Raw genomic sequence first — 26,600 nt, forward strand, 5'->3', positions numbered from 1 at the left:
GAAGATGCGTTGGGCGACCAGCCTTTATCCGCATATAGAGCGGACACTCTACAGTTGGTCAGATCTGACATCGTCGTCAATAAGCTTGATAATTGGTTGTTACCAGTACAGAACCTAACATGTGACTCAATGACAGTTACTTAAAACAGTGACAGTTACTTTGTGTTTTCGTCTGCGTTATGCCTGTCGCTTGACGACCTTAATATGTAGGTCGATGCTTGCGCAGCGTGTAACACTCGATTGGGTGAGGAGCACGTATTATCATGTCTGCTTTTAATTTGTCAGCCATTGCTTTTATTTTAGCCGCCATTGGGCTAGTTGTGTTTATGTTGGTTGTCCCGCGTCTACTTGGCGGTCGCTCACATGGCTCACAAAAAGAAGAGATATTTGAAGCGGGTGTTGTCGGATCTGGCAACGCCCGTATTCGTTTGTCTGCCAAATTCTATTTGGTGGCGATCTTCTTTGTTATTTTTGATCTAGAAGCCCTCTACTTATATGCTTATGCAGTCTCAGTTCGTGAAGCTGGCTGGCTTGGTTTTGCTGCGGCCGCCATATTTATCACCATCTTGATCATTGGCTTGGTATACGAGTTGAGTCTGGGTGCGATGAACTGGGCACCGGCTGATAAGCTACGCAAAAAAGCGCGCCTATATGCTGCACCCGCAGGCTTTAGTTTAGCTGATATCACCAAGTTCGATGGTGTTGATGAACTTATGGTCGATCCTACGGGCAAGATACCTGCGCAGTCCTCCGGTCAGATTAACGTCTCAAACAATATTGAGACCAATCGTCGTCACTTACAAAACATTGATCATATTAATACCACGGGTAATGTCACTTCTGTGGACTTTGCGACGTCTGCACAAACAGATAAAATGACGCGTTAATGAATAACAGTGCGTGTTAATTAGTGAATAACAAAATTATTTAATAATGAAGTTAAGGCAGTAGTGAGGGCAAATCATTGCCGCACTTTGTTTAACATAAAGGTTGTATGTTATGAAATACACATTAACAAAAGCCAACCCTGATGCAGATGTCTATCCTGCTCAGACAAGCCAAACTGTCAACGATCCAATGGAAGATGAAGTCAATAAAAACGTCTTTATGGGTCGTCTAGAAGATCTTGTGCATTCAACAGCAAACTGGGGGCGCAAGCACTCATTATGGCCATTTAACTTTGGTACCTCATGCTGTTATGTCGAATATGCGACTACTTTAACGGCGGTTCACGATTTGTCACGCTTTGGTGCCGAAGTTATTCGCGCCTCGCCACGTCAGGCAGATGTGATGATTGTTGCTGGTACTTGCTTTGTTAAAATGGCACCTGTTATTCAACGTCTATACGAGCAAATGCTTGAGCCAAAATGGGTCATCTCGATGGGTGCTTGTGCCAACTCGGGCGGTATGTATGACATCTATTCGGTCGTGCAAGGCGTGGATAAAATTATCCCTGTCGATGTCTATGTGCCCGGTTGTCCGCCACGTCCAGAAGCATTGATTCAAGGCTTGATGTTGTTACAAGAATCTATTACTAAAGAACGTCGTCCGCTGGGTATCCATGTCAATGATCAGGGTGTCTATCAGCCGCAGATGACGCCTGAGCGTGACCGTAAGCAAGCAGATCGTATCGCTGTGAAAAACTTACGTAGCCCAGATAGCATTTAGTTAAGCATTTTGGCGTAGTTATTAATAATTGTTAGAAGTGCGCGTACGCTCATCATAGTTTGGTTATGATTATCATCTTTTATTATGGTTGTCATGGTTCAGTTATGATTAATGAAGGAAGACATCATTCATGGTCACGGTAGTCGAAAACACAGATCCTAAGATCAAGCCTGTCCCAGCGGTTATCAAAGAGCTGGAAGAAAAATATGCTGGTAAGTTCGTTGTGCAGCACACGGTTGACGACATTCCAACGGTTTGGGTGGCACGCGCTGATTTATTAGACGTTCTCTTATTCTTACGAAAATTGCCAAAACCTTATGTCATGTTATTTGACTTGTCAGCGATAGATGAGCGTTTACGTCAGCATCGCCAAGGTTTACCTGACAGTGATTTTACGGTGTTTTATCACTTGATGTCGCTTGAGCGTAATAGTGATGTGCGTATCAAAGTGGCGCTCAGTGAAGAAGATTTAAACGTCCCAAGTGCGACACAGATTTGGCCCAATGCCAACTGGTATGAGCGCGAAGTGTGGGACATGTTTGGTATTGTCTTTACTGGTCATCCGCATTTAACGCGTATTTTATTGCCAAAATACTGGGAAGGTCATCCACTGCGCAAAGAATATCATGCGCGGGCAACTGAGTTTACTCCGTATTTCTTGAATACCGCCAAACAACAATATGAGCAAGAAAACCTGCGCTTTGTCCCAGAAGAGTGGGGTATGAAACGCTCGGGTCGCGATGAAGACTTTATGTTCTTGAACATCGGTCCTAACCATCCATCCGCTCATGGTGCTTTCCGTTTGGTACTACAGCTTGATGGTGAAGAAGTCGTCGATTGTATCCCTGATATTGGCTATCACCATCGCGGCGCCGAAAAAATGGCTGAGCGTCAAACATGGCACTCATTTATTCCTTATACCGACCGTATTGATTATCTTGGCGGCGTAATGAATGAGCTACCGTACATCATGTCGGTTGAAAAGCTTGCCGGTATTACTATTCCGCCGCGTGCTGAAACCATCCGCGTGATGATGAGTGAGTTTTTCCGTATTACCAATAACTTGCTGTTCGTCGGTACCTTTATCCAAGATGCCGGTGGTATGACGCCGGTATTCTATATGTTTACTGATCGCCAAAAAGCTTATGACGTTATCGAAGCTGTAACCGGTTATCGTATGCACCCGGCATGGTTCCGTATCGGCGGTACAGCGCACGATTTACCGCGTGGCTGGCAGCGTTTGGTACGTGAGTTCTTAGATTGGATGCCAAAACGCTTGGATGAGTATGTTAAAGCAGCATTGCAAAACAGTGTGCTTAAAGGTCGTACTCAAGGCGTTGCCCAATATAATACCAAGCAAGCATTGGCGTGGGGCGTTACTGGCGCAGGTTTGCGTGCAACAGGTTTGGATTTTGATTTGCGTAAAGCGCGTCCGTACATGGGATACGAGAATTACGATTTCGAAGTACCAGTCGGCTATAACGGCGATGCTTATGATCGCTGTATGGTGAAAGTCGAAGAGATGCGCCAGTCGCTACGTATTATCCGTCAATGTATGGATAATATGCCACAAGGTCCTTATAAGGCGGATCATCCATTGGCAGTACCGCCGCCAAAAGACCGTACGTTGAACGATATTGAAACCTTGATTAATCACTTTATCTCTGTTTCTTGGGGTCCTGTGATGCCAGCGGGTGAGTGCACAACGATTGTAGAAGCGACTAAAGGTCTAAACAGCTATTACATCACCTCGGATAAAGCGACGATGAGCTATCGTACCCGTATTCGTACGCCGACATTCGCGCATTTGCAGCAGATGCCATCAGTTATTAATGGCTCATTGGTATCCGATGCCATTATGTATTTGGCATCGATTGATATTGTGATGGCGGATTGTGACCGTTAGAGCGTCTGTGGTTATACGTTTATCATTATCGTTTATATATTAAAAGCACGACGCGTTCATTAACATATTATCGCCAAACTGGCACACCAAAACGCTGTCATTGCGCCGTGAGCGCAACCTTAACAGTGGGCTGAGTGAGGAAAGAAAAAGATTATGAAAATTGTTTCCGATAAAATGCCAAAAGTAGATGTGGCAAGTATCTTAACTGCAGAAGAAATTGCGGCTATTCATGAGTTTATGCATCATTATCCGCATCCACGAGCAGCGTCTTTAGATTCGCTAAAAATCGTGCAAAAGCGTAACGGCTGGGTTGATGATGCGCAAGTGAATGCGATTGCTAATATTTTAAATGTACCTATGACCGATATGGATGGGGTGGCAACCTTCTTTAACCGTATCTATCGTCAGCCAGTTGGTCGTCATGTCATCCTTGTTTGTGATTCGGTGGCTTGTTATTTAACAGGCTATGAAGCACTGGCAGCTGAATTAAAGTCGCAGCTGGGCATCAACTATGGTCAAACCACTGCTGATGGTCGTTTTACGCTATTGCCGATTTGCTGTTTAGGTAACTGTGACAAAGGTCCTGCGGTATTGATTGATGAAGATACCTATGGTCCTGTCCAGCCTGAAGAAGTCGCCCAATTGTTGGAGCTATACGCATGAGATTAACTGTTTCAGAGCAGATTGCTCTTCGTAATCAAGGCAAAGCGCCAAGCCAACTTAATGAACAGCGCATTCCTATCTATGGCGATAGAGCGACTGCTACCAGTGAAACCAAACCACTGACCTGGCGCTTAGCGCATCATGATGCCGTGCTTGATTTGGCTACTTATGAATCATTACGTGGTTTTGAAGCGTTAAAGATAGCGTTAAACCAATCGCCAGATGATACGTTAAATACTATTAAAGAAGCGGTGGTAAAAGGTCGCGGCGGTGCAGGTTTTCCAGCAGGTATTAAATGGTCGCTAATGGCACCGCCAGATGGCGGTCCACGCTATCTAGTCTGTAATGCTGATGAGATGGAGCCGGGTACGTTTAAAGACCGTTTGCTCATGGAGCGTTTGCCGCTTCAGCTTATTGAAGGCATGCTTATTTCTGCCTATGCGATTGGTGCAACAGCCGGTTATATCTTTATCCGTGGTGAATATATCTTAGCTGCGGAGCGTTTAACGGCAGCGATCGAAGAATTAAAAGCCAATAATCTAGTCGGCGATAATATTTTAGGCTCAGATTTTAGTTTTGATTTACATGTGCATACGGGTGCTGGTCGTTATATTTGCGGTGAAGAAACGGCATTGATTAACTGCTTAGAAGGTCGCCGTGCCAATCCGCGTACCAAACCACCATTTCCACAAGTAGCTGGTGCATGGGGTCGACCAACCGTGGTTAATAACGTTGAAACTTTACATAACGTTTCAGCGATTATCCTACATGGTAGCAAGTGGTATCAAGACCTGCCAAAAGCCAAAGGTGTAGTCGAAACCCCCGGTACGAAGCTATTTGGCTGTTCTGGTTTGGTCAATGATCCCGGTCTTTGGGAATTACCTTTTGGTTATACGGCGCGCGAAATCATCGAAGATTTCGCCGGTGGTATGCAGGAAGGTCGCACACTTAAGGCTTGGTTACCAGGCGGCGCATCAACGGATTTTTTAACCGCTGAACACTTAGATACTGTCGTTGATTTTGACACTATCCAAAAAGCGGGTAGCCGTATGGGTACGGGTCTGCTTATGGTCGTTGACGAAGAACAAGATATGGTGCCATTGGTACGTAATCTTGAGATTTTCTTTCAGCGCGAATCGTGTGGTTGGTGTACGCCATGCCGTGATGGTTTGCCGTGGGGCGTCAAAATCCTTACCGCTATCAATGATGGCGAAGGGCAGATTGGCGATGTTGAAAAGCTAGAAGGTTTAACCCGTGACTTATGGATCGGTAAAACCTTTTGCGCGCATGCCCCCGGTGCGATGGAACCACTGATGAGTGCAATTAAATATTTCCGTCCTGAGTTTGATCAAAAGATTGCACAGGCGGTTGGTGAAGATGTCATTGAGGCTGCAGCCAATCAACAGCTAGATGTGAAATAAGGAGAGCGGCATGGCAGTCATACATATTGATGGAACCACTGTCGAAGTAGATAGCGCGGACAACTTGCTACAAGCATGCTTGTCCCTCGGCATTGATGTGCCGTATTTTTGTTATCACCCAGCCCTTGGTTCAGTAGGCTCTTGCCGTCAGTGCGCGGTTAAGCAATATATGACCAAAGAAGACATGGAAGCAGGTCGCGGTCGCCTTGTGATGTCCTGTATGGTCGCCCCAGGCGATGATATGTACATCTCAGTGACTGATGATGAAGCGAAGGCGTTCCGTAAGTCGATGGTTGAGCTGTTGATGATTAACCATCCGCATGACTGCCCAACCTGTGAAGAGGGTGGACATTGTCATTTGCAGGATATGACCTATATGTCAGGTCATCATCGTCGTCGCTACCGCTTTACCAAACGCACCCATCACAATCAAGAGCTTGGTCCGTTTATCGCGCATGAGATGAATCGTTGTATCGCTTGCTATCGCTGCGTCCGTTTTTATAAAGACTATGCGGGCGGCGAAGATTTGGGCGTTTATGGCTCAAACGAGCGTGTTTATTTTGGTCGTGATAAAGACGGTCAGTTTGAAAGTGAGTTTTCAGGTAACCTAACGGAAGTCTGTCCAACAGGTGTATTTACCGATAAGACGCATTCGGATCGTTATAACCGTAAGTGGGATATGCAGTATGCACCAAGCATCTGTCATGGCTGCTCAGCGGGTTGTAATATCTCTGCCGGTGAGCGCTACGGTGAATTGCGCCGTATCGAAAATCGCTATAATGGCGAGGTAAATCGTTATTTCTTATGTGACCGTGGTCGTTTTGGTTATGGCTATGTCAATCGTGAAGATCGTCCAACCCAAGCGCTTGAACGTATCAATGATAAACATGTCAAAATCAATATTGACTATGCTCTTGATGAAACTATTAAGCGTATTAAAGACAAAAAAGTCATTGGTATCGGCTCACCACGTGCCAGCCTTGAGACCAACTTTGCGCTAAAAAACCTCGTTGGTTTTGATAATTTTTCAACGGGTCTTAATCATCAGCAGCAAGCACTGGTCAATAAATGTATTGAAGTCTTGAGTACCGAGGGTATTTATAATCCAGGTATGACCGATATTGAAAGCCATGATGCGGTACTGATTTTGGGTGAAGATATCACTCAAACGTCATCACGTGTGGCACTTTCTATCCGTCAAGCGGCGAAAAATGAAGCCATAAAAATGGCGGCTGCTACCAAAACACAGTCATGGTTGGCTGAGCCAGTCAAACGTATTGCTCAAGGTGCGCAAAGCCCAGTATATGTCATCGATGTGACTCAAACCAAACTTGAAGATATCAGTAAGGTTAGCGTCGTAGCGACACCTGAAGACATCACTAAACTTGGTTTTAAAGTTGCGGATGAAATTGCTAAATTTGACGATAATTTAGCAAAAATAGTCGATCCGCAAAAAGCTGAAAAAGAGGCTAATGCCAATATCAATGTTGATCCTATGCAAGCGCTGGCACAGCAAATCGCTTATGACTTGATCCAAGCGGACAAGCCATTGGTTGTCTCTGGTAGCAGCTTATCGTCTATTGCCTTGATAGAAGCAGCTGCGCAAATCACGCAAGCATTAAGCCAAAAGCGTGCAGCAATCAAAGCAACTGAGCAGTATGAAGTTGAGACACATAATGCCAAAGTTGCAGCAGCTGAAGCGCAGGCACAAGCAACAACGGTGCAGCAAACAGAAGATAAAGATCTATCTGCCAAGCCAAATAAGCCTGAAACGGGCGTTAATACTGAAGCACAAGACGATGTCGAGCGTCAGCCAGCAACTAAACTTGAGCTAAAAGAAGTCAATAAAAAGTATCATGCCCAAGCGGGTATCTATTTAGCAGTGACAGATGCTAATAGTATCGGTGTTTGCTTACTCGGTGGTCATTCAGTTGAAGAATTGCTGGCAACTGATTTTGATGTGGTGATAGTCGCTGAAAATCAGTTGACTGATGCTATTGATGCGAATAAATTAACACAGCTATTGACTGATAAAACCGTCATTGCGTTAGATCATCAATTGCTTGATTGGCACAAAGACGTCGATATTGTATTGCCAGCAGCCACCTTTGCTGAAGCAGATGGCACGCTTATTTCTGCCGAAGGTCGTGCGCAGCGCTTCTTCCAAGTTTATGATAATGACTATTACCATCCGCTTAGTAGTATCAAAGAAGGTTGGCGCTGGTTGCATGCTGTGCACAGCAGCTTAGAAGGTCGTGATGTCGACTGGACGCAGCTTGACGATGTCATCAATGCTTTGATAGCGACCCATCCTAAGCTTGCCGGTATCAAAGAAGCTGCACCCGATGCTGATTACCGTATGACGGGTCTAAAAATTGCCCGTCAGCCACGTCGTTACTCAGGTCGTACTTCTATGCGCGCGCCTGTCTCTGTACATGAACCAATGCAGCCAAAAGATTTGGATACCGGTTTAACCTTTTCAATGGAAGGCTATAGCGGTAAGCAAACCCCAAGCGCGATGATTCCTTTTGCGCAATCTGCCGGTTGGAACTCACCGCAAGCTTGGAACAAATACCAAGATAAAGTGGGTGGTAGTCTTAGAAATGGTGATCCGGGTGTGCGTTTGTTCGATCAGTTAGAGCGTTTAGCTACGCGCCAATATGTTGCGCCAGAAGTTAGCTCAGTAGCTACGACGGATATGCAGCAAGGGCAGGCAAAACTGGTGCCTATTTATAACATTTATGCCAGCTCAATGATGGCATCGCGTAGCCCAGTGGTAGCTGAGCAATTACCTGTCGCCTCATGGCGTATAGGAATTGATGACGCAAAAGACTGGAATATCGTGGCTGGTGATTATTTGGCGATTGAGATTGATAAACAGCAAATCACGCTGCCAGTAGAGCTTGTTGGCTATTTAGCCGAAGGTTGTATTGGTTACCCTGTCGGTCAGGTGAGCATTATTCATCCATCGATGCCAGCGTCAGTACGTAAAGTCGATGCACCTATTACGATGATGGGTAGCATGGCTAGTGGCAATTCTGAAAATGGCAGTGCTTTAAACAGCTTTGAAGATAACAATAACCGCGCCGTAACAATAAGCACAGCGCCGACCACCACACAGGAGGTGTAATATGCAAGTAACTCGTATTATCCCTGATGTGCCAAGTTTTTTGGCAAGTATGATGACCTTTGATACTTGGTCCATACTTTTTATGGTCGTACAATCGTTGGTTATCTTTTTAGTCGTTGTCATTGTCGCGGCAATGATGATTATCTATGAGCGCCGGATGCTAGCACTCTGGCAAGACCGTTATGGTCCAAACCGTGTTGGACCGTTTGGTTCACTACAGCTAGTCGCCGATATGCTCAAAATCTTCTTTAAAGAAGATTGGACGCCAAATTTTACCGATAAGTTTATGTTTACTTTGGCGCCTGCGGTTGCCATGTTTACCGCTCTGGCTTCATTTGCCATTATTCCTATCTCACCAACCCTTGGCGTTGCTGATTGGGATATTGGTATTTTGTTCTTTTTTGCCATGGCTGGTATTGCAGTCTATGCAGTACTGTTCGGTGGTTGGGCATCAGCCAATAAATTCTCATTACTTGGTGGCTTACGTTCAGCCGCGCAAACCATCAGTTATGAAGTGTTCTTAGGCTTGTCGTTGATGGGTGTTGTTGCATTGACTGGCTCATTTAACTTACGTGCGATTGTTGAAGCACAAGCTGATGGTTGGTATATCATCCCGCAGTTCTTTGGCTTTTTAACCTTTGTCGTTGCTGGTGTTGCGGTCACGCATAGACATCCATTTGACCAACCAGAAGCTGAGCAAGAGCTTGCTGAAGGGTATCACGTTGAATATTCCGGCATGAAGTTCGGTATGTTCTTTATTGGCGAATACGTCAATGTTGTATTAATTTCTGCTTTGATGACTTGTTTGTTCTTTGGTGGTTGGCTTGCACCTTTTAATTTAGATATTCCATTTATTCCACCAGCTTTTTGGTTCATGATTAAGACGCTGTTCTTTATGACTATGTTTGTTTTGGCTCGAGGCTCACTCATGCGTCCGCGCTATGATCAGGTGATGAACTTTGGCTGGAAAGTCTGCCTGCCCGTAACCTTGATTAATCTATTGGTTACTGCTGCAGTCATTTTGATTTTTTCCCCAACGTTGTAATCATCACTAGCCATCACTGATGAACTAGGGTAAAGCTGAGAAGGATAATAATCCCATGTTTACTACGATAAAAAAGACCGTCATTGGACTATTTACCATTGTCCGCAGCATGTGGATGGTCAATAGTCATGCGCTCAGACCACGCGACACCATTCTTTATCCTGAGGTGCCAGTACCAGTGCCGCCACGTTTTCGTGGACGTATTATCTTGTCGCGTGACCCTGACGGCGATGAGCGCTGCGTTGCTTGTAACTTGTGCGCTGTGGCATGTCCAGTTGGTTGTATCTCCCTGCAAAAAGCGGAACGTGAAGATGGACGCTGGTATCCAGAGTTCTTCCGTATTAACTTTTCACGTTGTATTTTTTGTGGCTTGTGTGAAGAAGCTTGTCCTACAACAGCTATTCAGATGACTCCTGATTTTGAGATGGGCGAATACGTCCGTCAAGACTTGGTCTATGAAAAAGAGCATTTGCTGATTTCAGGACCGGGTAAATATCCCGATTATAACTATTATCGCGTGACGGGTATGGCGGTAGCAGATAAACCAAAAGGCGCAGCGCAAAATGAAGCGGCACCGATTGATCTAAGGAGCTTGCTACCATGATGAATATTTTAAATAATCCTGAATTGGCAGGGTTTTACTCATTAGCAGCGGTAGCAATATTTGCCAGTTTGCGCGTGGTAACCCAAGCCAATCCAGTGCATGCTATTTTATCGATGATTGTGTCATTGCTGGCAATCGCTGGCATATTTTTTGTGATAGGTGCGCCGTTTGCTGGAGCACTTGAAATTGTCGTTTACGCGGGTGCCATTATGGTGCTGTTCGTCTTCGTGATTATGATGCTGAATTTAGGCATGCGTAATGATGAGCGGGAAGAGCGTTGGCTTGATGCCGGCACTTGGGCGATACCGACAGGCTTGACGATTATTATCGCAGTTGTGCTGTATGCAATGATTGGTCTTAATCATAACGAAGCAGCTCTGATTGGCGGTACTACGATTTCAGCCAAAGCAGTGGGTACGGTGTTATTTACCAAATATATTATGTTGATAGAAGTAGCCGCATTGCTACTACTCGCAGCCTTAGTTGCAGCTTATCATTTAGGTAAAGAAGCTATCGATGATGAGATTATCGGTAATGATAGCCTAGTAGCCAGTCCAAATGTCGGTAGTATTGAGCTGTACGAAAACGACAGCATGCACACCAATAACGATGTAGTAAAGATGGCAAAACCATACGAATATAAAGATGTCGACCCGCATGATTATGTGGGCATGAAGGTCGGCATGAAAGCAGGTACGCAGAACGGTATGAAGAAAGTCACGCGCAAGGAGTCAGACTGATGGTACTAGCAGCAAGCGTGGTACAAGAGGTTGCCAATGTGCCGTTTGCCCATGAAGTAGCAGGCTTAGTGCAGCCGGTTGCTGAGGCGCAAAATGTACTGGGTCTGATACCCATGAGCCATGGACTAATCTTGGCAGGTATTTTATTTGCGATTGGTCTGTGCGGTGTTATGGTACGGCGTAATTTCTTATTTATGCTAATGAGCCTTGAGATAATGATGAATGCGGCGGCACTAGCATTTGTGGTAGCAGGTAGTCGTTGGGTCGATCCAGATGGACAGATTATGTTTATCTTTATCTTGACCTTAGCAGCAGCAGAGGCCGCTATTGGTTTAGCAATATTATTGCGTTTTTATCATCAGCGTGGGCATCTTGATGTCGACAGCGCCAATGAGATGAAAGGATGATGTCATGAGTTTATTACCATTAACCTTTATATTCCCGCTCGTTGGCTTTTTGATTTTAGCCTTTATGCGCGACAAGTTAAGCGAGCAGGTAGCAGCGATTGTCGGTGTCGGTAGCATGCTGCTATCAGCGCTATGTACGCTGATCGTCAGCTATACCTTTTTAACGACGTATCCAGCCGGAACTGTTGTAGAGATTCCTCTCTGGACATGGTTCCAAGTCGGAGATTTTGCGCCAAATTTTGGCTTAAGCTTTGATGGCTTAGCATTGACAATGACGTGTGTTATTACCGGCATTGGCTTTTTGATTCATCTGTTTGCCGCTTGGTATATGAAAGGTGAAACAGGCTTTGCGCGCTTCTTTAGCTATATGAACTTGTTTGTCGCCAGCATGTTATTGCTGGTATTGGCGGATAACTTGTTCTTGCTATATCTTGGTTGGGAAGGCGTCGGTATCTGTTCTTACTTGCTGATTGGTTTTTACTACCATGACCGTGCGAATGGTCGTGCGGCGATAAAAGCCTTTACTGTTACCCGTGTTGGTGATGTGTTCTTAGCCTTTGGTTTGTTTTTACTATTCCGCGAATTTGGTACGCTTAATATTCAAGAGATTATTACCCGTGCCCCGGAAGTATTTGATATTAATAATCCAACCATGATTCTAACTACCATGATGTTGGTTGGTGGGGCGATGGGTAAATCAGCCCAGCTGCCATTACATACATGGCTTGCAGATGCGATGGCAGGTCCAACGCCAGTATCGGCATTGATTCACGCAGCGACCATGGTTACCGCGGGTGTTTATCTGATTGCGCGTTTACATCCGTTATTTATATTAACACCTGGTGTACTATTGTACTGGGTTGGGGCAGTGGGTGCATTAACGCTGGTTATTGCAGGATTCTGTGCGTTGGCACAAACGGACATCAAGCGTATCCTTGCTTATTCGACCATGAGCCAAATTGGCTATATGTTCTTAGCACTCGGCGTTGGCGCATGGCAAGGTGCTATCTTCCATTTGATGACCCATGCTTTTTTTAAAGCGTTGTTATTCTTATCATCAGGTGCAGTCATCCTTTCAGTACATCATGAGCAAAACATCTTTAAGATGGGCGGCTTACGTAAAAAGATTCCGTTAGTATTCTGGTGCTATATCGTCGGTGGCGGTGCACTTGCCGCGATACCTTGGGTCACCGTTGGTTTTTACTCTAAAGAAGCTATTCTTTGGGAAAGTTATGCAACCGGTCATATGGTCTTATTCTATATGGGCGTATTCGGTGCTTTCTTAACTGCGCTTTATACCTTCCGTATGATTTGGATTATCTTCTTTGGTGAAGAGAAAACGCATGCCCATAAACTATCTGGTATGTCATATTGGCTGCCGCTTAGTGTGTTGCTCGTATTATCTACGGCAGTGGGTGCATTTATTACCCCGCCATTGCAAGGCGTATTGCCAGAAAGTGTTGGGCACTTATTAGAAGTGGCTGGTCAGGCGCATGCTAAGCACACCGCAGAGTATATCGCGATGGGTGCGATGGCAGCAGGCTTGGTATTAGCAGTGTTATTATATGTCGTTAATAAAGGTCGACTGCTGACCAGCTTTAAGCGCACGCGTATCGGCGGTGCGCTATATCATTGGTGCTATCACGGTATGGGCTTTGACGCGCTATACGATATAGTTTTTGTAAAACCCTTTTTGTTCATCGGCCGCTTATTTAAAGCCGACCCTATCGATAAAACGTGGCTGCTATTACCTAAGTTGGCATCAGCAGGTAATAAGGTATTGTCTGCGACGCAAACAGGGTCACTTCGAGGTTATGCTGCAAGCTTTGGCTTGGGTATGGCTGTATTACTCGTGCTGGTAATGATGACGGTGGTATAAGATGATTGAGTTACAACAAACGTGGATGCTACCAGCATTAATCGCCATTCCTTTTATTGCAGGATTGCTATGCTGGCTGGTTGAACGCTTTAATAAACGCTTGCCGCGCTGGATTGCCTTAATCGGTATGACGTTGACCTTTGTATTGTCAATAGTGCTGTGGCAATACGGTGATTTTTCTGGCATGAGTCAGCAAGTTATTGCGCCAGATGCTGCTGTGCCTTGGGTGGCTGAATTTAGTGTGCCTTGGATACCGAGTTTTGGTATCAGCTTTCACTTAGCGTTAGATGGTTTATCGCTAATGATGGTTGCATTAACTGGTCTGCTCGGTGTTGCCGCAGTTGCCTGTTCGTGGAATGAGATTCAGCGCCGTGTTGGTTTCTTCCATCTAAACTTGCTGTGGAGTTTGGGCGGCGTCATCGGTGTTTTCTTAGCCATTGATATGTTCTTGTTCTTCTTCTTTTGGGAGATGATGCTGGTTCCAATCTACTTTTTGATCGCGATTTGGGGTCATGATGTGGTTGGTAAAACCAAAGAATACGCAGCAACTAAGTTCTTTATTTATACCCAAGCATCTGGTCTTATCATGCTGGTCGGTATTTTGATATTGGTCATTATCAGCTACGCCCAAAAAGGCGTGGTCAGCTTTAACTATAATGATTTACTCGGTACGTCACTTGGCGGCTGGGAATATCCGATCATGCTGTGCTTCTTTATTGGCTTTGCCGTTAAGCTGCCAATTATTCCATTCCATGGCTGGTTACCTGATGCCCATGCGCAAGCACCAACGGCAGGTTCGGTGGATTTGGCAGGGGTTCTAATTAAGACGGCGGCTTATGGTTTGATTCGTTTTGTCTTGCCATTATTTCCAGCGGCGTCACAAGATTTTGCGCCAATTGCTATGACCTTGGGTACTATTGGTATCTTCTATGGCGCATGGCTTGCCTTTATGCAAACCGATATGAAGCGTCTGCTTGCTTATACCAGTATCTCGCATATGGGCTTTGTGGTTTTGGCAATTTATGCCGGAACCTTACTCAGCTTGCAAGGTTTGATGATTCAAATGCTGGCACATGGTCTAAGCTCAGCAGCGCTGTTTATTATGGCAGGGCAGTTATATGAGCGCTTACATACGCGCGATTTGACCTTGATGGGCGGTATGTGGGGTCAGTTCCGTTATTATGCGCCGATACTGATGTTCTTCTGTGCGGCCTTACTTGGTATTCCGGGTACGGGTAACTTTATCGGTGAATTCTTGATCTTATTTGGTGCCTTTGCTCAGTATCCTGTGTTTGTGGTCTTAGCAACTTTTAGCTTAGTATTGGCGGGTTTATACTCACTTATATTAATTCATAAAGCGCTATTTGGTATCAACAACATTGAAGAAGTGGCATTAAAAGAAACCAAATCGCATGGTCTGCCGACGCGTCCATTAAAAGATTTGGGCAAGCGTGAGCTGTCGTTACTTTTGATGCTAGCAGCAGGCTTGGTCTGGCTGGGACTGTATCCACAGCCATTCCTTGATACCTCAAGTCATGCGATGCAGTGGATTAATAACGCTTATATATATAGTCAAGTAACCCAAGTAGATGCCTCGCAGCTGCTTGATGCAATGGAGGCACGTTAAGTCATGAACGATTTTACGATGAATGATTTGATGGGGCTACTGCCTTATGCACCAATCATTGCGGTAGTTATTACAGTATTGGTGGTGATGATTGCCATCACGATGAAGCGCTCACATATGGTGACCGGTACGATTTCGGTCATCGGTCTCAATATCGGTCTGTTTATTTTGCTTGGGCAAATGGCAGGTATAATCGATAGTGGCACACTGGTGCCAGCGGCTGAGCAGTTATTTGTCATTGATAACTTCGCTCAGTTTAATATGGTGATTGTCTTTATCTGTGCATTGGCTTGTTGTACGTTGTCTTATGCGTATTTAGCAAACCTCAACGATAATAAAGAAGAGCTGTATTTGCTCATGTTGCTATCGACGATTGGTGCACTGCTTATGGTTTGCGCCCAGCATTTGGCATCATTCTTTATGAGCCTTGAGATGCTATCGATACCGCTATATGGCATGCTGTCCTATACCTATATGCGCACCCGCTCGCTTGAGTCAGGGCTGAAATACTTAGTGCTATCAGCGACAGCATCGGCAACGCTGCTGATGGGTATGGCATTTATTTATGCAGAAGTCGGCTCACTGGCATTTAAGCCTATTAGTTTAACTTTGGCTGATACGTTTGAATCGCCGCTGTTAATCTTAGGGGCAGCGATGATGATGTTTGGTATCGCCTTTAAACTCTCTGCTGCGCCCTTTCATATCTGGACACCAGATGTCTATGAAGGCGCCCCTGCACCTATCGCGACTTATCTGGCCTCGGTATCAAAAGTAGCGATGATGGCATTGGCAGTACGATTTTTAATTGATACCTCACTATTGGCATTGCCATCGGTACAGATGCTGCTTATGGTCATGGCAACCTTGTCGATTTTGCTAGGTAACTTACTTGCGGTACGCCAAACAAGTCTCAAACGTTTACTTGGTTATTCATCGATTGCCCATATGGGTTATGTGTTAATCGTAATCGTGAGCATTGGTTCTGCTGCTGATAGTATCTCTAGTATGTATATGGCGATTTATGCCTTTACCTCTATTGGTGCCTTTGGTGTCGTGACCTTGATGTCTAGCCCTTATCGCTTATCTGGTGAAGCCGATCAATTGATTCATTATCAAGGATTGTTCTGGAGACGTCCGGTATTGACTGGTGTCATGACTATCATGATGCTATCTCTAGCGGGCATTCCATTAACCGCAGGCTTTATTACTAAGCTGTTTGCGGTTCTTGCTGCAGTACAAGGTACCAACTGGTTCTTGGCAGCGATGATTATCCTCGGTAGTGCGATTGGCTTGTTCTATTACTTGCGCGTCTTGCTCACACTATTTAAGCGTCCAAAACAATTTATTGAATTTGACGTCTCGAAGCAGTGGGGTCTACGTACTGGTGGTATCATGGTCATAGCAGTCACGGCGATCATCTTGTTCTTTGGCGTATTACCAAATAGTATGATTGAATGGGCAAGTTTGGCTCGTATTTGGTAAGCTTAAAAAATAGGTATACAAAGCTGAAATAAGTAATGCTATATCCATACTATTACTTATTCATTGTTACGGTTCGAAAAACAAGATGCGCCCGCTTTGTGATAAGCTTGGCGCATCTTTTTTTGTGTTGTTTAAATTTTATAAAAATAAATGTTAATAAAATATAAGTGATTTATGACTATGAGCGACAATATTCAAACCGTAACAGTGCTAAGCAAAACCACTTGGACGCCAAATTTATTTAGCTTTACTGTCAGCCGTCCGGATAGCTTTAAATTTACGGCTGGGCAATTTGTACGTTTGGGGGTTAATCCCAGTCATTTAAACTACTATAAGCAGCAAGGCAAAGCAGGCAATGATGTCGCTAATGACGCACTAAACGAAGATATTTTTCGCGCTTATTCAATTGTTTCGTCTCCCTTTGATGAAGTATTAGAGTTTTTCTCTATTGTCATTCCTGATGGTGCATTTACCTCACAGTTGCAACACTTAGAAGTAGGCGATGAGCTACTGCTTAATACCATGCCTTTTGGCTTTTTAACATTGGCGCGTTATCAAAAGCCATTACCAAAAGATTTATGGCTGCTGGCTACGGGCACTGGTCTTGCGCCTTTCTTATCGATGCTGCAAGATTTAAAGACTTGGGAAGATTACGAGCATATTATTCTCGCATATAGCGCGCGCTCGATAGAAGAGCTGGCATACGTTGATAAGATAAAAAGTCTGCAAGAAGACTTTGGCTCCTTGGTTGATAATCCGGCAAAATTAATCTTTATACCGATTGTTACTCGTGAGCCTGTCGAAGGTACACTGACAGAGCGCCTGCCAAAATTGCTACTAGATGGAACGCTACAAGAGCGTGCAGGCATTGCTTTAGATGTTGATAGCACGCAAGTTATGCTCTGCGGCAACCCAGATATGGTAGAAGATACCAAAGAGACGTTAAAAACCTTGGGACTGGTGATGAATCGCCGCGGCGAAGGTAATATTGCGGTAGAAAATTACTGGTAACGAATGTCATAAAGTGTGATCGAGTAGCATTCTTTTAAAATTTTTAGCAAAAGAAAAATGCTGTATCTTGACGACTCTTGTCTGGCAAGATACAGCATTTTTTTATAATAATTGACAGTTATAAGATAGCAAAGTGATAAGAGCTGAGAGCTTATGATGTTCTAAACTTGGCTCGCTACATTTTCTGTATCTAATGGATGGACAGGACCTTGTACTTGTACTGGCTCGTCTTTTTCGCTGATAATATCTTCATTGCTATTTGAGGATAATAAATCGCGATAATTAATCTGCGCTTTCAAAATCAATTGTTCTTCTTCAAGCTCACCATAGTTAACTTGTGCCTTATGTAACATGCCGATAATTTTCTTATTACTCTTCAGCCAACGATTAATATCAATATAAATAATCTCATTTTTGGCGCGTGCAATATCGATATAAGATAGGATAAAACCCAACGGGTCTTTTTTCAGGATACGGTGGTAAAACCAAATAAATAGTTTGATACCTTGACGCTTAAGAAAGGACTCACAGCGCAAATTTAGGATATCGGTATAGGTCAGTTGCCCAAAGACAAAGCGCTGTACATTGCGATCGAGCTGAGCATGTACCAGACGAAAGTTACTCGCGACCTCTGCATAAATGCCACCTGCATCGACCGTGCAGTATAAGCGAAACCAATCTTCGTGTATCTCAACACGCAGCTCTAAGATGGCTTTGACATTATCCGTGACATAGGTTTTTAGCGCATCATTGACGTAGGCTTGTGTTAGCGGTAGCGCCAGCTCATCTTCTAGCTTATCGGTTGTACGGTTGTATAAGTCTTTAATAGATTGGGTCAGGCGATCCCAACCATCGCTGAATGATTCATCAAAGCGGTAGCCGAGATTCTCGAAAAAGTCATCAAAGTTGTCTGAATGATTGATGTTATCACTCATGTTATTAAAGCTACTCAAACTTATTATCCTTATCATTATAAAAGCGTGACCGATACCAAACAGTATATATCAAAAACGAGGTGGGCAAAATGAACGTCTATTACTCATCAGCATACCTTTATTTTCTATATCAAATGCGCTGGGCTTATGTGATGAGTACAAGTTAGAGTATACCTCTCACTGTAAGCAATGATAAATTGTTGAGAAGTTACTGTGAATTTACGGTATACGGTTGTGCTAGCGAGACAATTCTATGTCATGTTATGATGGCGCCGGCATGGGCAATAGATATGGATATTAACACGTTTATTGATGATCGCCTTTATATTCATAAGCTGAGACTGACTGCGGTGTATATTAAAGACTCACAAAGCTACCATTTTTCAGCGCAAGCACCAAAACGTGATATCAGCTTGCCGATGGCGATTGTTATTGCCATTAGCGTGCATGCGTTGATTATTTTCGGTATCAGTTTTTCGATGGGGCAAGACCCTGCCGGATTGATGCAAGACGTTGCTAAAGCCCTAACGGATAATATGCAGCCAAATGAAGATGCTCAATTTATTGCCAATGCCTCGCAACAAGGCGGCGGTACGGTAAAAGAGCAATTGCGTCAAGAAACGGACCAAAGCAGCCCGTTATCCGCTGAGCAAATGAGTGAGACGCAAGACGTGATTCGCTTGCAGCGGCAAGTACGCCAGCAGCATTATCAAGAAAGCTACCTGCGCACCACACTAAGCTGGCGTCATGCAAGCGTAGAGTCTGATAATGACAGTAAGCAAGCGCAAGATGATATGAGAGTGCAAGAAGAGCGCCTACGTAAGCAGATTGCTACCTTGGAGGCGCAACTGTCTCAGCGTCAGCAAACTTATGCTACCAAATCAAAAGTAGTGACCATGGACAGTAACTCAACGACCCATGGCGCGGCGGCAGATTATATCAATACCTTTCGTGAGCATGTTGAGCGCGTTGGGAATTTGCAATATCCTGCTCAAGCAAGGGCACAAAGTATTACGGGCGAAGTGCGTTTAATGGTGATTATTGCTAACGACGGTAATATCAAAGCCATCCGTTTGCTTGAGAGTTCAAATTCAACTATCTTAGATGAAGCGGCAAAACAATCAGTCAGGCAAGCCGCGCCATTTGGTAAATTTACCGCGGATATGAAAGACATTGTTGAGTTGCGTCTGATACGTACCTACCGTTATAGTGATATCGTAGAAGTGACGTACTAGAAGCGTTAAAAGCAGTCCTGCATTTTCAACGTATTAACTAAAACAGTAAATAGATAACACCCAGATATAGAGTAAAGAGTTTATATGGAATTTTTAGGTTTTACCCTTGATGTTGCCACTTTAACCAATAACGCTTTGAGTATTGCTGCTAAAGTGGCATTAGCGCTACTAATATTTATGATAGGGCGCTGGCTTGCCAAAAAAGCCGTCACATTTGCTCACGGTATGATGTTGCGTAGTCGTTTAGATGAGACAGTCGCTAGTTTTTTAGGTCGCTTAATTTACGGTGTGCTATTGGTTGTGGTCGTTTTGGCTGCCTTGAGTAAAGTTGGTGTGCAGACCACTTCAGTCGTGGCTATCTTGGGTGGTGCAGCGGTTGCGATTGGTTTATCACTGAAAGATCAGCTGTCTAATTTTGCAGCGGGCATTATGATTGTCACCTTTCGCCCCTTTGTGCGCGGTGATTATGTGCAAATAAGCAGCTATACGGGCACTGTGACAGAGATTACCTTGGTCAATACGCATCTAACAACGATTAACAATCATGATGTCATCATTCCTAATAGCGATATCACCACTTCAGCGGTTGTTAATTACACCGCATTGCCCAATCGCCGCGTCGATATCACCGTTGGTATTGGTTATGATGCTGATATCAAAACTGCCAAAGATGTTATGCTAAATTTGGCAATCAGTAATCCGAAGGCGTTTACTGATCCTGCACCGGTTATTCGCGTCACTAACTTGGGCGATAACTCCGTTGATTTAACTTTAAACGTTTGGACGACTAATGACGACTGGTGGTCAATGCAGTGCGATCTATTGGAACAGTTTAAATATGCACTGGATGATAATAAAATTGATATTCCGTTCCCGCAGCGTAATGTCCATGTGAAAGGACTTGACCAGATGATTAATCAGATGGATCAGGCACAAAAACTACTAACGAAAAAAGATTAGTTATAAGGGTTTGGAATATTGAGCCCTGCCAAAATTTCAATCTCAAAGCGCTCCATCTCATCTTGCTCGGCTTGCCCGAGCTCATGATCGAAACCGAGTAAATGCAGTACTCCATGAATTAATAAGTGGCTAATATGCTGCACAGCCTCTTTATTTTGCTCTGCTGCTTCACGTATCATCACCGCATGGCAAATGATTAGCTCTCCAAGCGGTAGCGTTGGCATCAGTCCAATAATGGCTGCTGGCAGGTCGCTTGGATAAGAGAGGATATTGGTTGCATAATCCTTTTGACGGGCTTCTAAATTCAGCTCGCGACCTTCGACTTCATCAGTAATATAAATATCGAGCACCTTAATCTTCTCTTGCCACTGCTCAGCATCGATATCTTCAAAGTATGGCAGTATCAGACCACCTTTTACCTGCTCATCGATATAGTTAAGTGTCGCCGCCATTACAGACAGCATCTGCTCCCGACTGTAAAAACTATCAAGTGTCTGGTCATCGATAAGCTCACTGGCACTAATATCAAGCGCGTCTAAGCTATTGTTCTCATTAGAATTATCATTAATGTTGTTGCTAGCCTCACTATTGCTGTCTTGGCTCATACCCTAATCCTTCTTTATATCAATTAAAAAATATCTAACAGTAAAAAACCGGATATCAAATCCGGTTTCCTTCCAATATAGGCCTATCAAGATAGATTAGAGTTTGGCTGCTGCATCAGCAACTATCTGTTTGCGCTCCTGCTCTTTCATACGTTCAAACTTGCGCTTTTCCTGCAAGGCAAACTGCTCGTCATCATAGACATCATAAGCTTCAACGATTTTTTGTACCAACTGATGGCGTACGACGTCTTTTGAATCAAACTTAGTGATATGAATCTCTTCAATACCACTTAAGATTTCCATCGCTTGTGCCAAGCCTGACTTGCTGCCACGTGGCAAATCTACCTGTGTAATGTCACCGGTAATGACCGCGCGCGAACCAAAACCTAAACGCGTCAAAAACATCTTCATTTGCTCAGGTGTGGTGTTCTGCGCCTCATCCAAAATGACAAACGAGTTATTTAAAGTACGACCACGCATATAGGCAAGCGGGGCAATTTCAATGATTTGCTTTTCAATCATCTTACCGACTTTCTCAAACCCAATCATTTCATATAGTGCATCGTATAAAGGACGCAAGTATGGATCAATTTTTTGCGTTAAATCACCTGGTAAAAAGCCCAGTTTTTCGCCAGCTTCTACCGCAGGACGTACGAGCAAAATACGCTCAATCTCATTGCGCTCAATCATATCAACTGCACAAGCAACCGCGAGATAGGTTTTACCGGTACCGGCAGGTCCAATCCCAAACGACACATCAGACGATAGAATATCTCTGACATAGCGTTGTTGATTGCCACCACGTGGAATGATTTTGCCATTACGGGTACGCAAGCTGATAGGCGTAAATTCACTTGGGGCGTCTAAGTCTTCCTCATTATCCTCTAGCTGTGCTGCATCTTCTTCAATATCTTCATCGCGCGCGAGGCTTGATTGAATGATGAGATGCAATTCTTCGGCGCTGATGTCTTTGGTGTTTTGCGCTTCATCGACCATTTTATAAATAATACGTTCGCCGCGCTCAACACCCAATATGTCGCCACTTAGACAAAAGTCGCCTTGGCGTTGGCTGATTTTAATATCGAGGCGTTGTTGAATGTATTTCATGTGATTGTTGTATTCACCAAGCACGGTTTTGAGCTGTGCTGGGGTCAAGGATTCAAATTTTATACGGCGGCTCATGGAGTCAGTCAAGCGATTATCCTTGTGTTGGTTGCCCGCTGCTATGGTTATTGCTTCTATGCTGCATAGTCAGACGAACTTCAGAGATAAAATAGTTAGTCGTGCTTTATGTTGTTTGGTTTATAGCTTTTAGCGTACGGCTTTTAGATAATAGAAAATGACGGCAAAGTAGCTGTTAGTTTAATGAATAGTAAGTTTGATGAATAATAAATAAATTTCCTGCCTTCATTATGGTAGATAGAATTTAAATTTCAAGCTATATAGATGTATGCATGGCTTTGTTTTTGTATGGCGATTGCAACGATAGATAAAAGCATTGAGCAGTCACACTGAAAGAATTTTTTATAGCTGCTACAGATACCGTCAAGACCACAGAATAAAAGGCAATTTGTGGTAATCTATTGTTTAGGCGATAACGCTATAGTCAGTTTTAAATGAAAGAAATACAAACATTATAACGTGCTACTGGTATTAATTTTTCTTGCTTGCTGTGCCTAGGCAGACAGAGGCTGCGAATAATTAATTCCAGTAGCACTGTATTCTTTTAAAGGTGCATCTACTATATTAGAAATTTTTTAATATGTTCAAAGAACAATAGGTTTTTCAATAAAATAAAATTTTGAGTGAATAATAATCACGTATAAATGCGTGCTAAATCGACAATGATAGGAATAATAATGATGCAAACTACTGAATCAAATTTATCAAAACTTAATAATATTAAACACACTGCGATGACTGAGCAGCAGGTACTTATCGCTGGTGGCGGTCATGTCGGTTTGTCGTTTGCGTTGCTATTGGCAAACCATGGTATCGCCAGTACATTGCTCGAGAAGAACAGCTATCCGACCATCAGTCCAAATGATGATAGCAATCGCAGCCACTATTTAGACAGCCGTAATACGGCATTGTCACGGCGTACGGTACAGATTTATCAAGAGATCGGGCTGTGGGATGAACTACAAAGCCATGCCTGCCGTATTGATGCCGTACAGATTAGTGAACAAGGTAGCTTTGGACGCGCGCAACTCAATAAAAAGGATGAACAAGTTGAGTCGTTTGGACAAGTGATGGAAAATGCGTGGCTTGGGCGTAAGTTACTCCTTGCTGCCCAGCAAGAGCCACTGATTACGCTCATTGATAATGCAAATGTAATAGCCGTTGACCAGAAAAGCGATAGCGTAACCCTAAGTTTTAGCTATTATGGTGAAGAAGAGCATGAGCAGCAATTGCAGGGTAGTGTGTTGGTCGCCTGTGATGGTCGCGACTCTACCGTGCGTCAGTTATTAGATATCGGTACGACTACTTATGACTATAAGCAAACGGCTATCGTCGGCGTGGTAGAAACGGACAAACCACATGAGCATAATGCGATTGAGCGTTTTAGTCCTGCCGGACCACTGGCAGTGTTGCCATTAACGGATCCAGAAGGCGACGGTAATGACGAATATCAGACTGGCTATAGACGTTCAGTCGTTTGGGTCTGCCGAACCGGAGAAGAGACGCAATACTTAGAGGATGACGCGCATTTCTTAGCGACTTTGCAGCAAGCTTTTGGTCAGCGTGCAGGCACGTTTAAAACTGCTGGTCGCCGTGGTGCATATCCATTGACACAAGTGCTGGCAGATAAACAAGTGGATGGTCGCTGCGTTATCATGGGTAATGCAGCGCACACCCTGCATCCAGTAGCAGGACAAGGGTTTAACCTATGTATGCGTGATGCTCATGTACTGGCACAAATGATGAGTGCGCAAGTACTAAAAGGCGAAGACATCGGTAATCCTACATTACTAAAGCGTTATGAGAAAGCCCGTCAAACTGACCAAAAACGCGTTATTCGTTTTTGTGATGCGGTGGTACATGGCTTTACGCATCCAAATCCAGCGGTGAAGCTGGCGCGTAATGTCGCCTTGGTTGCCTTCGATAAATTACCGAATATTAAACCATTAATTGCCAATTATGCGATGGGTCTAAAGTCTTAGTATTGATAAGCCATTAAAAAAATTCAAAAATCTAACTGCTGCTAATTATTAAAAATATCAGCGGATAACTCAAGTAGCGAAACGAAGGATATTTTATGAAAAATAACCATACGCTGATTATCGGCGGCGGTATCGTCGGTGCAACGCTTGCGCTCAAACTGGCACAAGACAATAAGCCGGTGACACTCATTGATGCGCGCCCAAAGCGTAACGAGGAAGATTGGCAGCAAATACTGGGTCAACGTGATGCACGTGTTTATGCGTTAAGTCTTGCCAGTATTGAATTATTAAAAGAAGTTGGCGCTTGGCAAAAAATAGCAGCGTCAGAGCGTAAAGCTGATTACTTACAAATGCAGGTTTGGCAATTGAATGGTGTGGGCGAGCTGCTGTTCGGCGATAGTACTAATAATAGTGATGACAGTAATCAAAATTCTGAGCCGAAAATGCTTGGTAGTATGGTTGAGCCCGCAGTTATCGAATATGCATTATGGCAGCGTTTATCTGCTACCGATTTAAAGCAATATCTAACGGTTATCGATGGGCAGAAGATCGTTGATATGGACTGGCTAGGTGCAACGCAAGGCTACCGCGTGACTTTGGATAACGATACCGTGATTGACGCGAATTTATTGGTTGGTGCTGACGGTCGCGGTTCATTCGTGCGCAAGCAAGCAGGTATTGAGCTTGATATTCTTGATTATAATCAAACCGCGATCTGTTGTGCGATTCAAACTGAAAAGCCGCATCAAGCAACTGCTCGTCAAGCCATGCTGCCGACTGGTACGCTGGCATTATTGCCGCTCGCTGATATCACTGATGAAGACAAAGCCAATCCACAGCATTGGCAGTCGATTGTATGGACATTACCACGTAATCAAGCATTGGCATTGATAGAAGAACACCCGCGCTATATCGCTGATAAATTGGCTGCTGCCAGTCATTATGAGCTTGGTGCTATCTACAAAATTGAATCAATCGCCAGTTTTCCGCTAGCGGCGCAGCAAGCAAAGACTTATGTCTCGGATAATTTAGTATTGATTGGTGATGCGGCGCATGGGGTGCATCCACTTGCTGGGCAAGGGCTCAATCTTGGGATGCTCGATGTAAAAGCATTAAGCAAACAATTGGCGCATGATTATAACCGTAGTGGTGGGTCGCTTTGGGGCACCAATCAAACCTTGCGTAGCTATGAGCGCTTGCGTCGTCCGCATAACAGTCTGATGATGCACAGCTTTTCGGCGCTTAACTGGCTGTTCGCTGGCTCGCTGGCTCAATTGCGTCCTATCCAACAACTTCGTAATGAAGGTATGTATCGGGTTAGTAAAATCAAGCCATTGATGCGGCTATTTGCTAAGCAGGCGAGTGGGGTTTAGTGTTTAACGAACTTTCTAGATGAACTAAGGAAGGTATATGAAAAGTAAGTCATGGATGACGATAGGCGTTGTAATAGCTAGCTTTATGTTAGCCTCCTGCCAATCCACACCAGAAACTGCCGTAATTAATGGAAAACCATATATTCCTCCTAAAGTCTTGATAGAGCCACTTGCAGATACAGACAATGATGGCGTCCCTGACATCATAGATAATTGCCCGAATACCCCTGAGGGTGTGATGACGGATGAGTATGGTTGTCCAGTAGCAGTGAGTTTAATAGGTTATCTTACGATGGAGCTACGAGTTTTCTTTGAGCGCAATAGTAATGAGTTGCAAACGAAGTACTTGCCAGAAGTGGAAAAAGTAGCTGAAAAAATGCATAGCAATCCTGAGCTAGTAGTGGTTTTGTCTGGTCATACCTCTGAGCTTGAAGCTGCGCATGCATCAGGAGATATATACGGAGAAATGAATCAAGAAAAAGTTGATAAACGTCAATTAGGACGTGATCGGGCACAGATAATAAAAACTGCTTTGGTTAAGAGGAACATAGCTACTGATAAAATCTATACGTTTGATTGTGCTGATAGTATGCCGATTGCACCTAACGATACTGAAGAAGGTAGATCAATGAACCAGCGTATTTATGGCAAGGCGTTAAATGCCAATGATTTTTATGCAGGCAGTGTTCGCGAGCAGTCACTCACGTACTATAAAGAATTCTGTCAGCAATTTTAAAGGTATCAT

The 26,600-nt window shown here is 44.1% G+C and carries 22 protein-coding genes; 19 read left to right on the forward strand and 3 right to left on the reverse strand.

The genetic code is table 11. The features are described 5' to 3' along the window. Positions 1 to 263: 263 nt before the first annotated feature. From ndhC to PCRYO_RS03065, 14 genes are all read left to right on the forward strand, one after another. Entirely contained in the window at positions 264 to 887 is a 624-nt protein-coding gene (ndhC, locus tag PCRYO_RS03000; protein WP_011512924.1) for an NADH-quinone oxidoreductase subunit A, read from the forward strand. Positions 888 to 999: 112 nt separating this feature from the next. Beyond that, positions 1,000 to 1,668 carry a NuoB/complex I 20 kDa subunit family protein gene (locus PCRYO_RS03005; RefSeq protein ID WP_011512925.1) on the forward strand — a complete coding sequence of 223 codons (669 nt, stop codon included), beginning with the start codon at positions 1,000 to 1,002 and terminating at the stop codon, positions 1,666 to 1,668. 130 nt (positions 1,669 to 1,798) lie between these two features. Continuing rightward, on the forward strand, positions 1,799 to 3,574 hold the full coding sequence (gene nuoC, locus PCRYO_RS03010; RefSeq protein ID WP_011512926.1) for an NADH-quinone oxidoreductase subunit C/D: 1,776 nt from the start codon (positions 1,799 to 1,801) through the stop codon (positions 3,572 to 3,574). Positions 3,575 to 3,727: 153 nt separating this feature from the next. Beyond that, on the forward strand, positions 3,728 to 4,237 hold the full coding sequence (gene nuoE, locus PCRYO_RS03015; RefSeq protein ID WP_011512927.1) for an NADH-quinone oxidoreductase subunit NuoE: 510 nt from the start codon (positions 3,728 to 3,730) through the stop codon (positions 4,235 to 4,237). Further along, complete coding sequence (gene nuoF, locus PCRYO_RS03020) at positions 4,234 to 5,658, forward strand: NADH-quinone oxidoreductase subunit NuoF (RefSeq protein ID WP_011512928.1); 1,425 nt, start codon at positions 4,234 to 4,236, stop codon at positions 5,656 to 5,658. Before nuoE ends, nuoF begins: the two co-directional genes overlap by 4 nt. A gap of 10 nt (positions 5,659 to 5,668) precedes the next feature. Then, complete coding sequence (gene nuoG, locus PCRYO_RS03025; RefSeq protein WP_011512929.1) at positions 5,669 to 8,788, forward strand: NADH-quinone oxidoreductase subunit NuoG; 3,120 nt, start codon at positions 5,669 to 5,671, stop codon at positions 8,786 to 8,788. A 49-nt stretch (positions 8,789 to 8,837) separates the two neighbouring features. Beyond that, entirely contained in the window at positions 8,838 to 9,833 is a 996-nt protein-coding gene (gene nuoH / locus PCRYO_RS03030) for an NADH-quinone oxidoreductase subunit NuoH (protein ID WP_041753375.1), read from the forward strand. A 55-nt stretch (positions 9,834 to 9,888) separates the two neighbouring features. Next, positions 9,889 to 10,437 (forward strand): NADH-quinone oxidoreductase subunit NuoI, encoded by a 549-nt coding sequence (gene nuoI, locus PCRYO_RS03035; protein WP_011512931.1) that lies wholly within the window; start codon positions 9,889 to 9,891, stop codon positions 10,435 to 10,437. Further along, positions 10,434 to 11,177: an NADH-quinone oxidoreductase subunit J gene (nuoJ, locus tag PCRYO_RS03040; protein ID WP_011512932.1), complete on the forward strand. Its 744-nt coding sequence runs from the start codon at positions 10,434 to 10,436 to the stop codon at positions 11,175 to 11,177. The genes nuoI and nuoJ overlap by 4 nt, the downstream gene beginning before the upstream one ends. Before the next feature lie 98 nt (positions 11,178 to 11,275). Further along, on the forward strand, positions 11,276 to 11,584 hold the full coding sequence (gene nuoK, locus PCRYO_RS03045; RefSeq protein WP_041753378.1) for an NADH-quinone oxidoreductase subunit NuoK: 309 nt from the start codon (positions 11,276 to 11,278) through the stop codon (positions 11,582 to 11,584). 4 nt (positions 11,585 to 11,588) lie between these two features. After that, a complete protein-coding gene (nuoL, locus tag PCRYO_RS03050; RefSeq protein WP_011512934.1) occupies positions 11,589 to 13,463 on the forward strand; it encodes an NADH-quinone oxidoreductase subunit L in 1,875 nt (624 codons plus the stop codon). Between the two features lies 1 nt (position 13,464). Continuing rightward, entirely contained in the window at positions 13,465 to 15,090 is a 1,626-nt protein-coding gene (gene nuoM / locus PCRYO_RS03055) for an NADH-quinone oxidoreductase subunit M (protein WP_011512935.1), read from the forward strand. 3 nt (positions 15,091 to 15,093) lie between these two features. After that, the gene (locus PCRYO_RS03060; protein ID WP_011512936.1) at positions 15,094 to 16,572 is read left to right on the forward strand and encodes an NADH-quinone oxidoreductase subunit N; all 1,479 of its coding nucleotides are present in this window, start codon (positions 15,094 to 15,096) and stop codon (positions 16,570 to 16,572) included. A 180-nt stretch (positions 16,573 to 16,752) separates the two neighbouring features. Next, complete coding sequence (locus tag PCRYO_RS03065) at positions 16,753 to 17,583, forward strand: ferredoxin--NADP reductase (RefSeq protein WP_011512937.1); 831 nt, start codon at positions 16,753 to 16,755, stop codon at positions 17,581 to 17,583. 161 nt (positions 17,584 to 17,744) lie between these two features. Here PCRYO_RS03065 and PCRYO_RS03070 read toward each other — a convergent pair whose 3' ends face one another. Beyond that, positions 17,745 to 18,554 (reverse strand): hypothetical protein, encoded by an 810-nt coding sequence (locus tag PCRYO_RS03070; protein ID WP_011512938.1) that lies wholly within the window; start codon positions 18,552 to 18,554, stop codon positions 17,745 to 17,747. Positions 18,555 to 18,808: 254 nt separating this feature from the next. Here PCRYO_RS03070 and PCRYO_RS03075 point away from each other — a divergent pair, with 254 nt between their 5' ends. Then, entirely contained in the window at positions 18,809 to 19,753 is a 945-nt protein-coding gene (locus PCRYO_RS03075) for an energy transducer TonB (RefSeq protein ID WP_226939326.1), read from the forward strand. A gap of 84 nt (positions 19,754 to 19,837) precedes the next feature. After that, positions 19,838 to 20,713: a mechanosensitive ion channel family protein gene (locus PCRYO_RS03080; RefSeq protein WP_011512940.1), complete on the forward strand. Its 876-nt coding sequence runs from the start codon at positions 19,838 to 19,840 to the stop codon at positions 20,711 to 20,713. On the opposite strand, the gene ybeY is transcribed toward PCRYO_RS03080, so the two are convergent. Together ybeY and PCRYO_RS03090 are read right to left on the reverse strand one after the other, a co-directional pair. Next, positions 20,710 to 21,318: an rRNA maturation RNase YbeY gene (gene ybeY / locus PCRYO_RS03085; protein ID WP_041752983.1), complete on the reverse strand. Its 609-nt coding sequence runs from the start codon at positions 21,316 to 21,318 to the stop codon at positions 20,710 to 20,712. The two genes, PCRYO_RS03080 and ybeY, sit on opposite strands and share 4 nt — an antisense overlap. Before the next feature lie 96 nt (positions 21,319 to 21,414). Next, a complete protein-coding gene (locus tag PCRYO_RS03090; protein WP_011512942.1) occupies positions 21,415 to 22,500 on the reverse strand; it encodes a PhoH family protein in 1,086 nt (361 codons plus the stop codon). A 680-nt stretch (positions 22,501 to 23,180) separates the two neighbouring features. Here PCRYO_RS03090 and PCRYO_RS03095 point away from each other — a divergent pair. The 3 genes from PCRYO_RS03095 (at position 23,181) to PCRYO_RS03105 (ending at position 26,591) form a co-directional block, all read left to right on the forward strand. Continuing rightward, positions 23,181 to 24,482: a UbiH/UbiF/VisC/COQ6 family ubiquinone biosynthesis hydroxylase gene (locus tag PCRYO_RS03095; RefSeq protein ID WP_226939376.1), complete on the forward strand. Its 1,302-nt coding sequence runs from the start codon at positions 23,181 to 23,183 to the stop codon at positions 24,480 to 24,482. 95 nt (positions 24,483 to 24,577) lie between these two features. Continuing rightward, a complete protein-coding gene (locus PCRYO_RS03100; RefSeq protein WP_011512944.1) occupies positions 24,578 to 25,855 on the forward strand; it encodes an FAD-dependent monooxygenase in 1,278 nt (425 codons plus the stop codon). Positions 25,856 to 25,892: 37 nt separating this feature from the next. Beyond that, positions 25,893 to 26,591, forward strand: coding sequence for an OmpA family protein (locus PCRYO_RS03105; protein ID WP_011512945.1), 699 nt, complete (start codon positions 25,893 to 25,895; stop codon positions 26,589 to 26,591). Positions 26,592 to 26,600 lie beyond the last annotated feature (9 nt).

Origin of the sequence: Psychrobacter cryohalolentis K5 (assembly GCF_000013905.1) — a bacterium.
Lineage (GTDB): Bacteria > Pseudomonadota > Gammaproteobacteria > Pseudomonadales > Moraxellaceae > Psychrobacter > Psychrobacter cryohalolentis.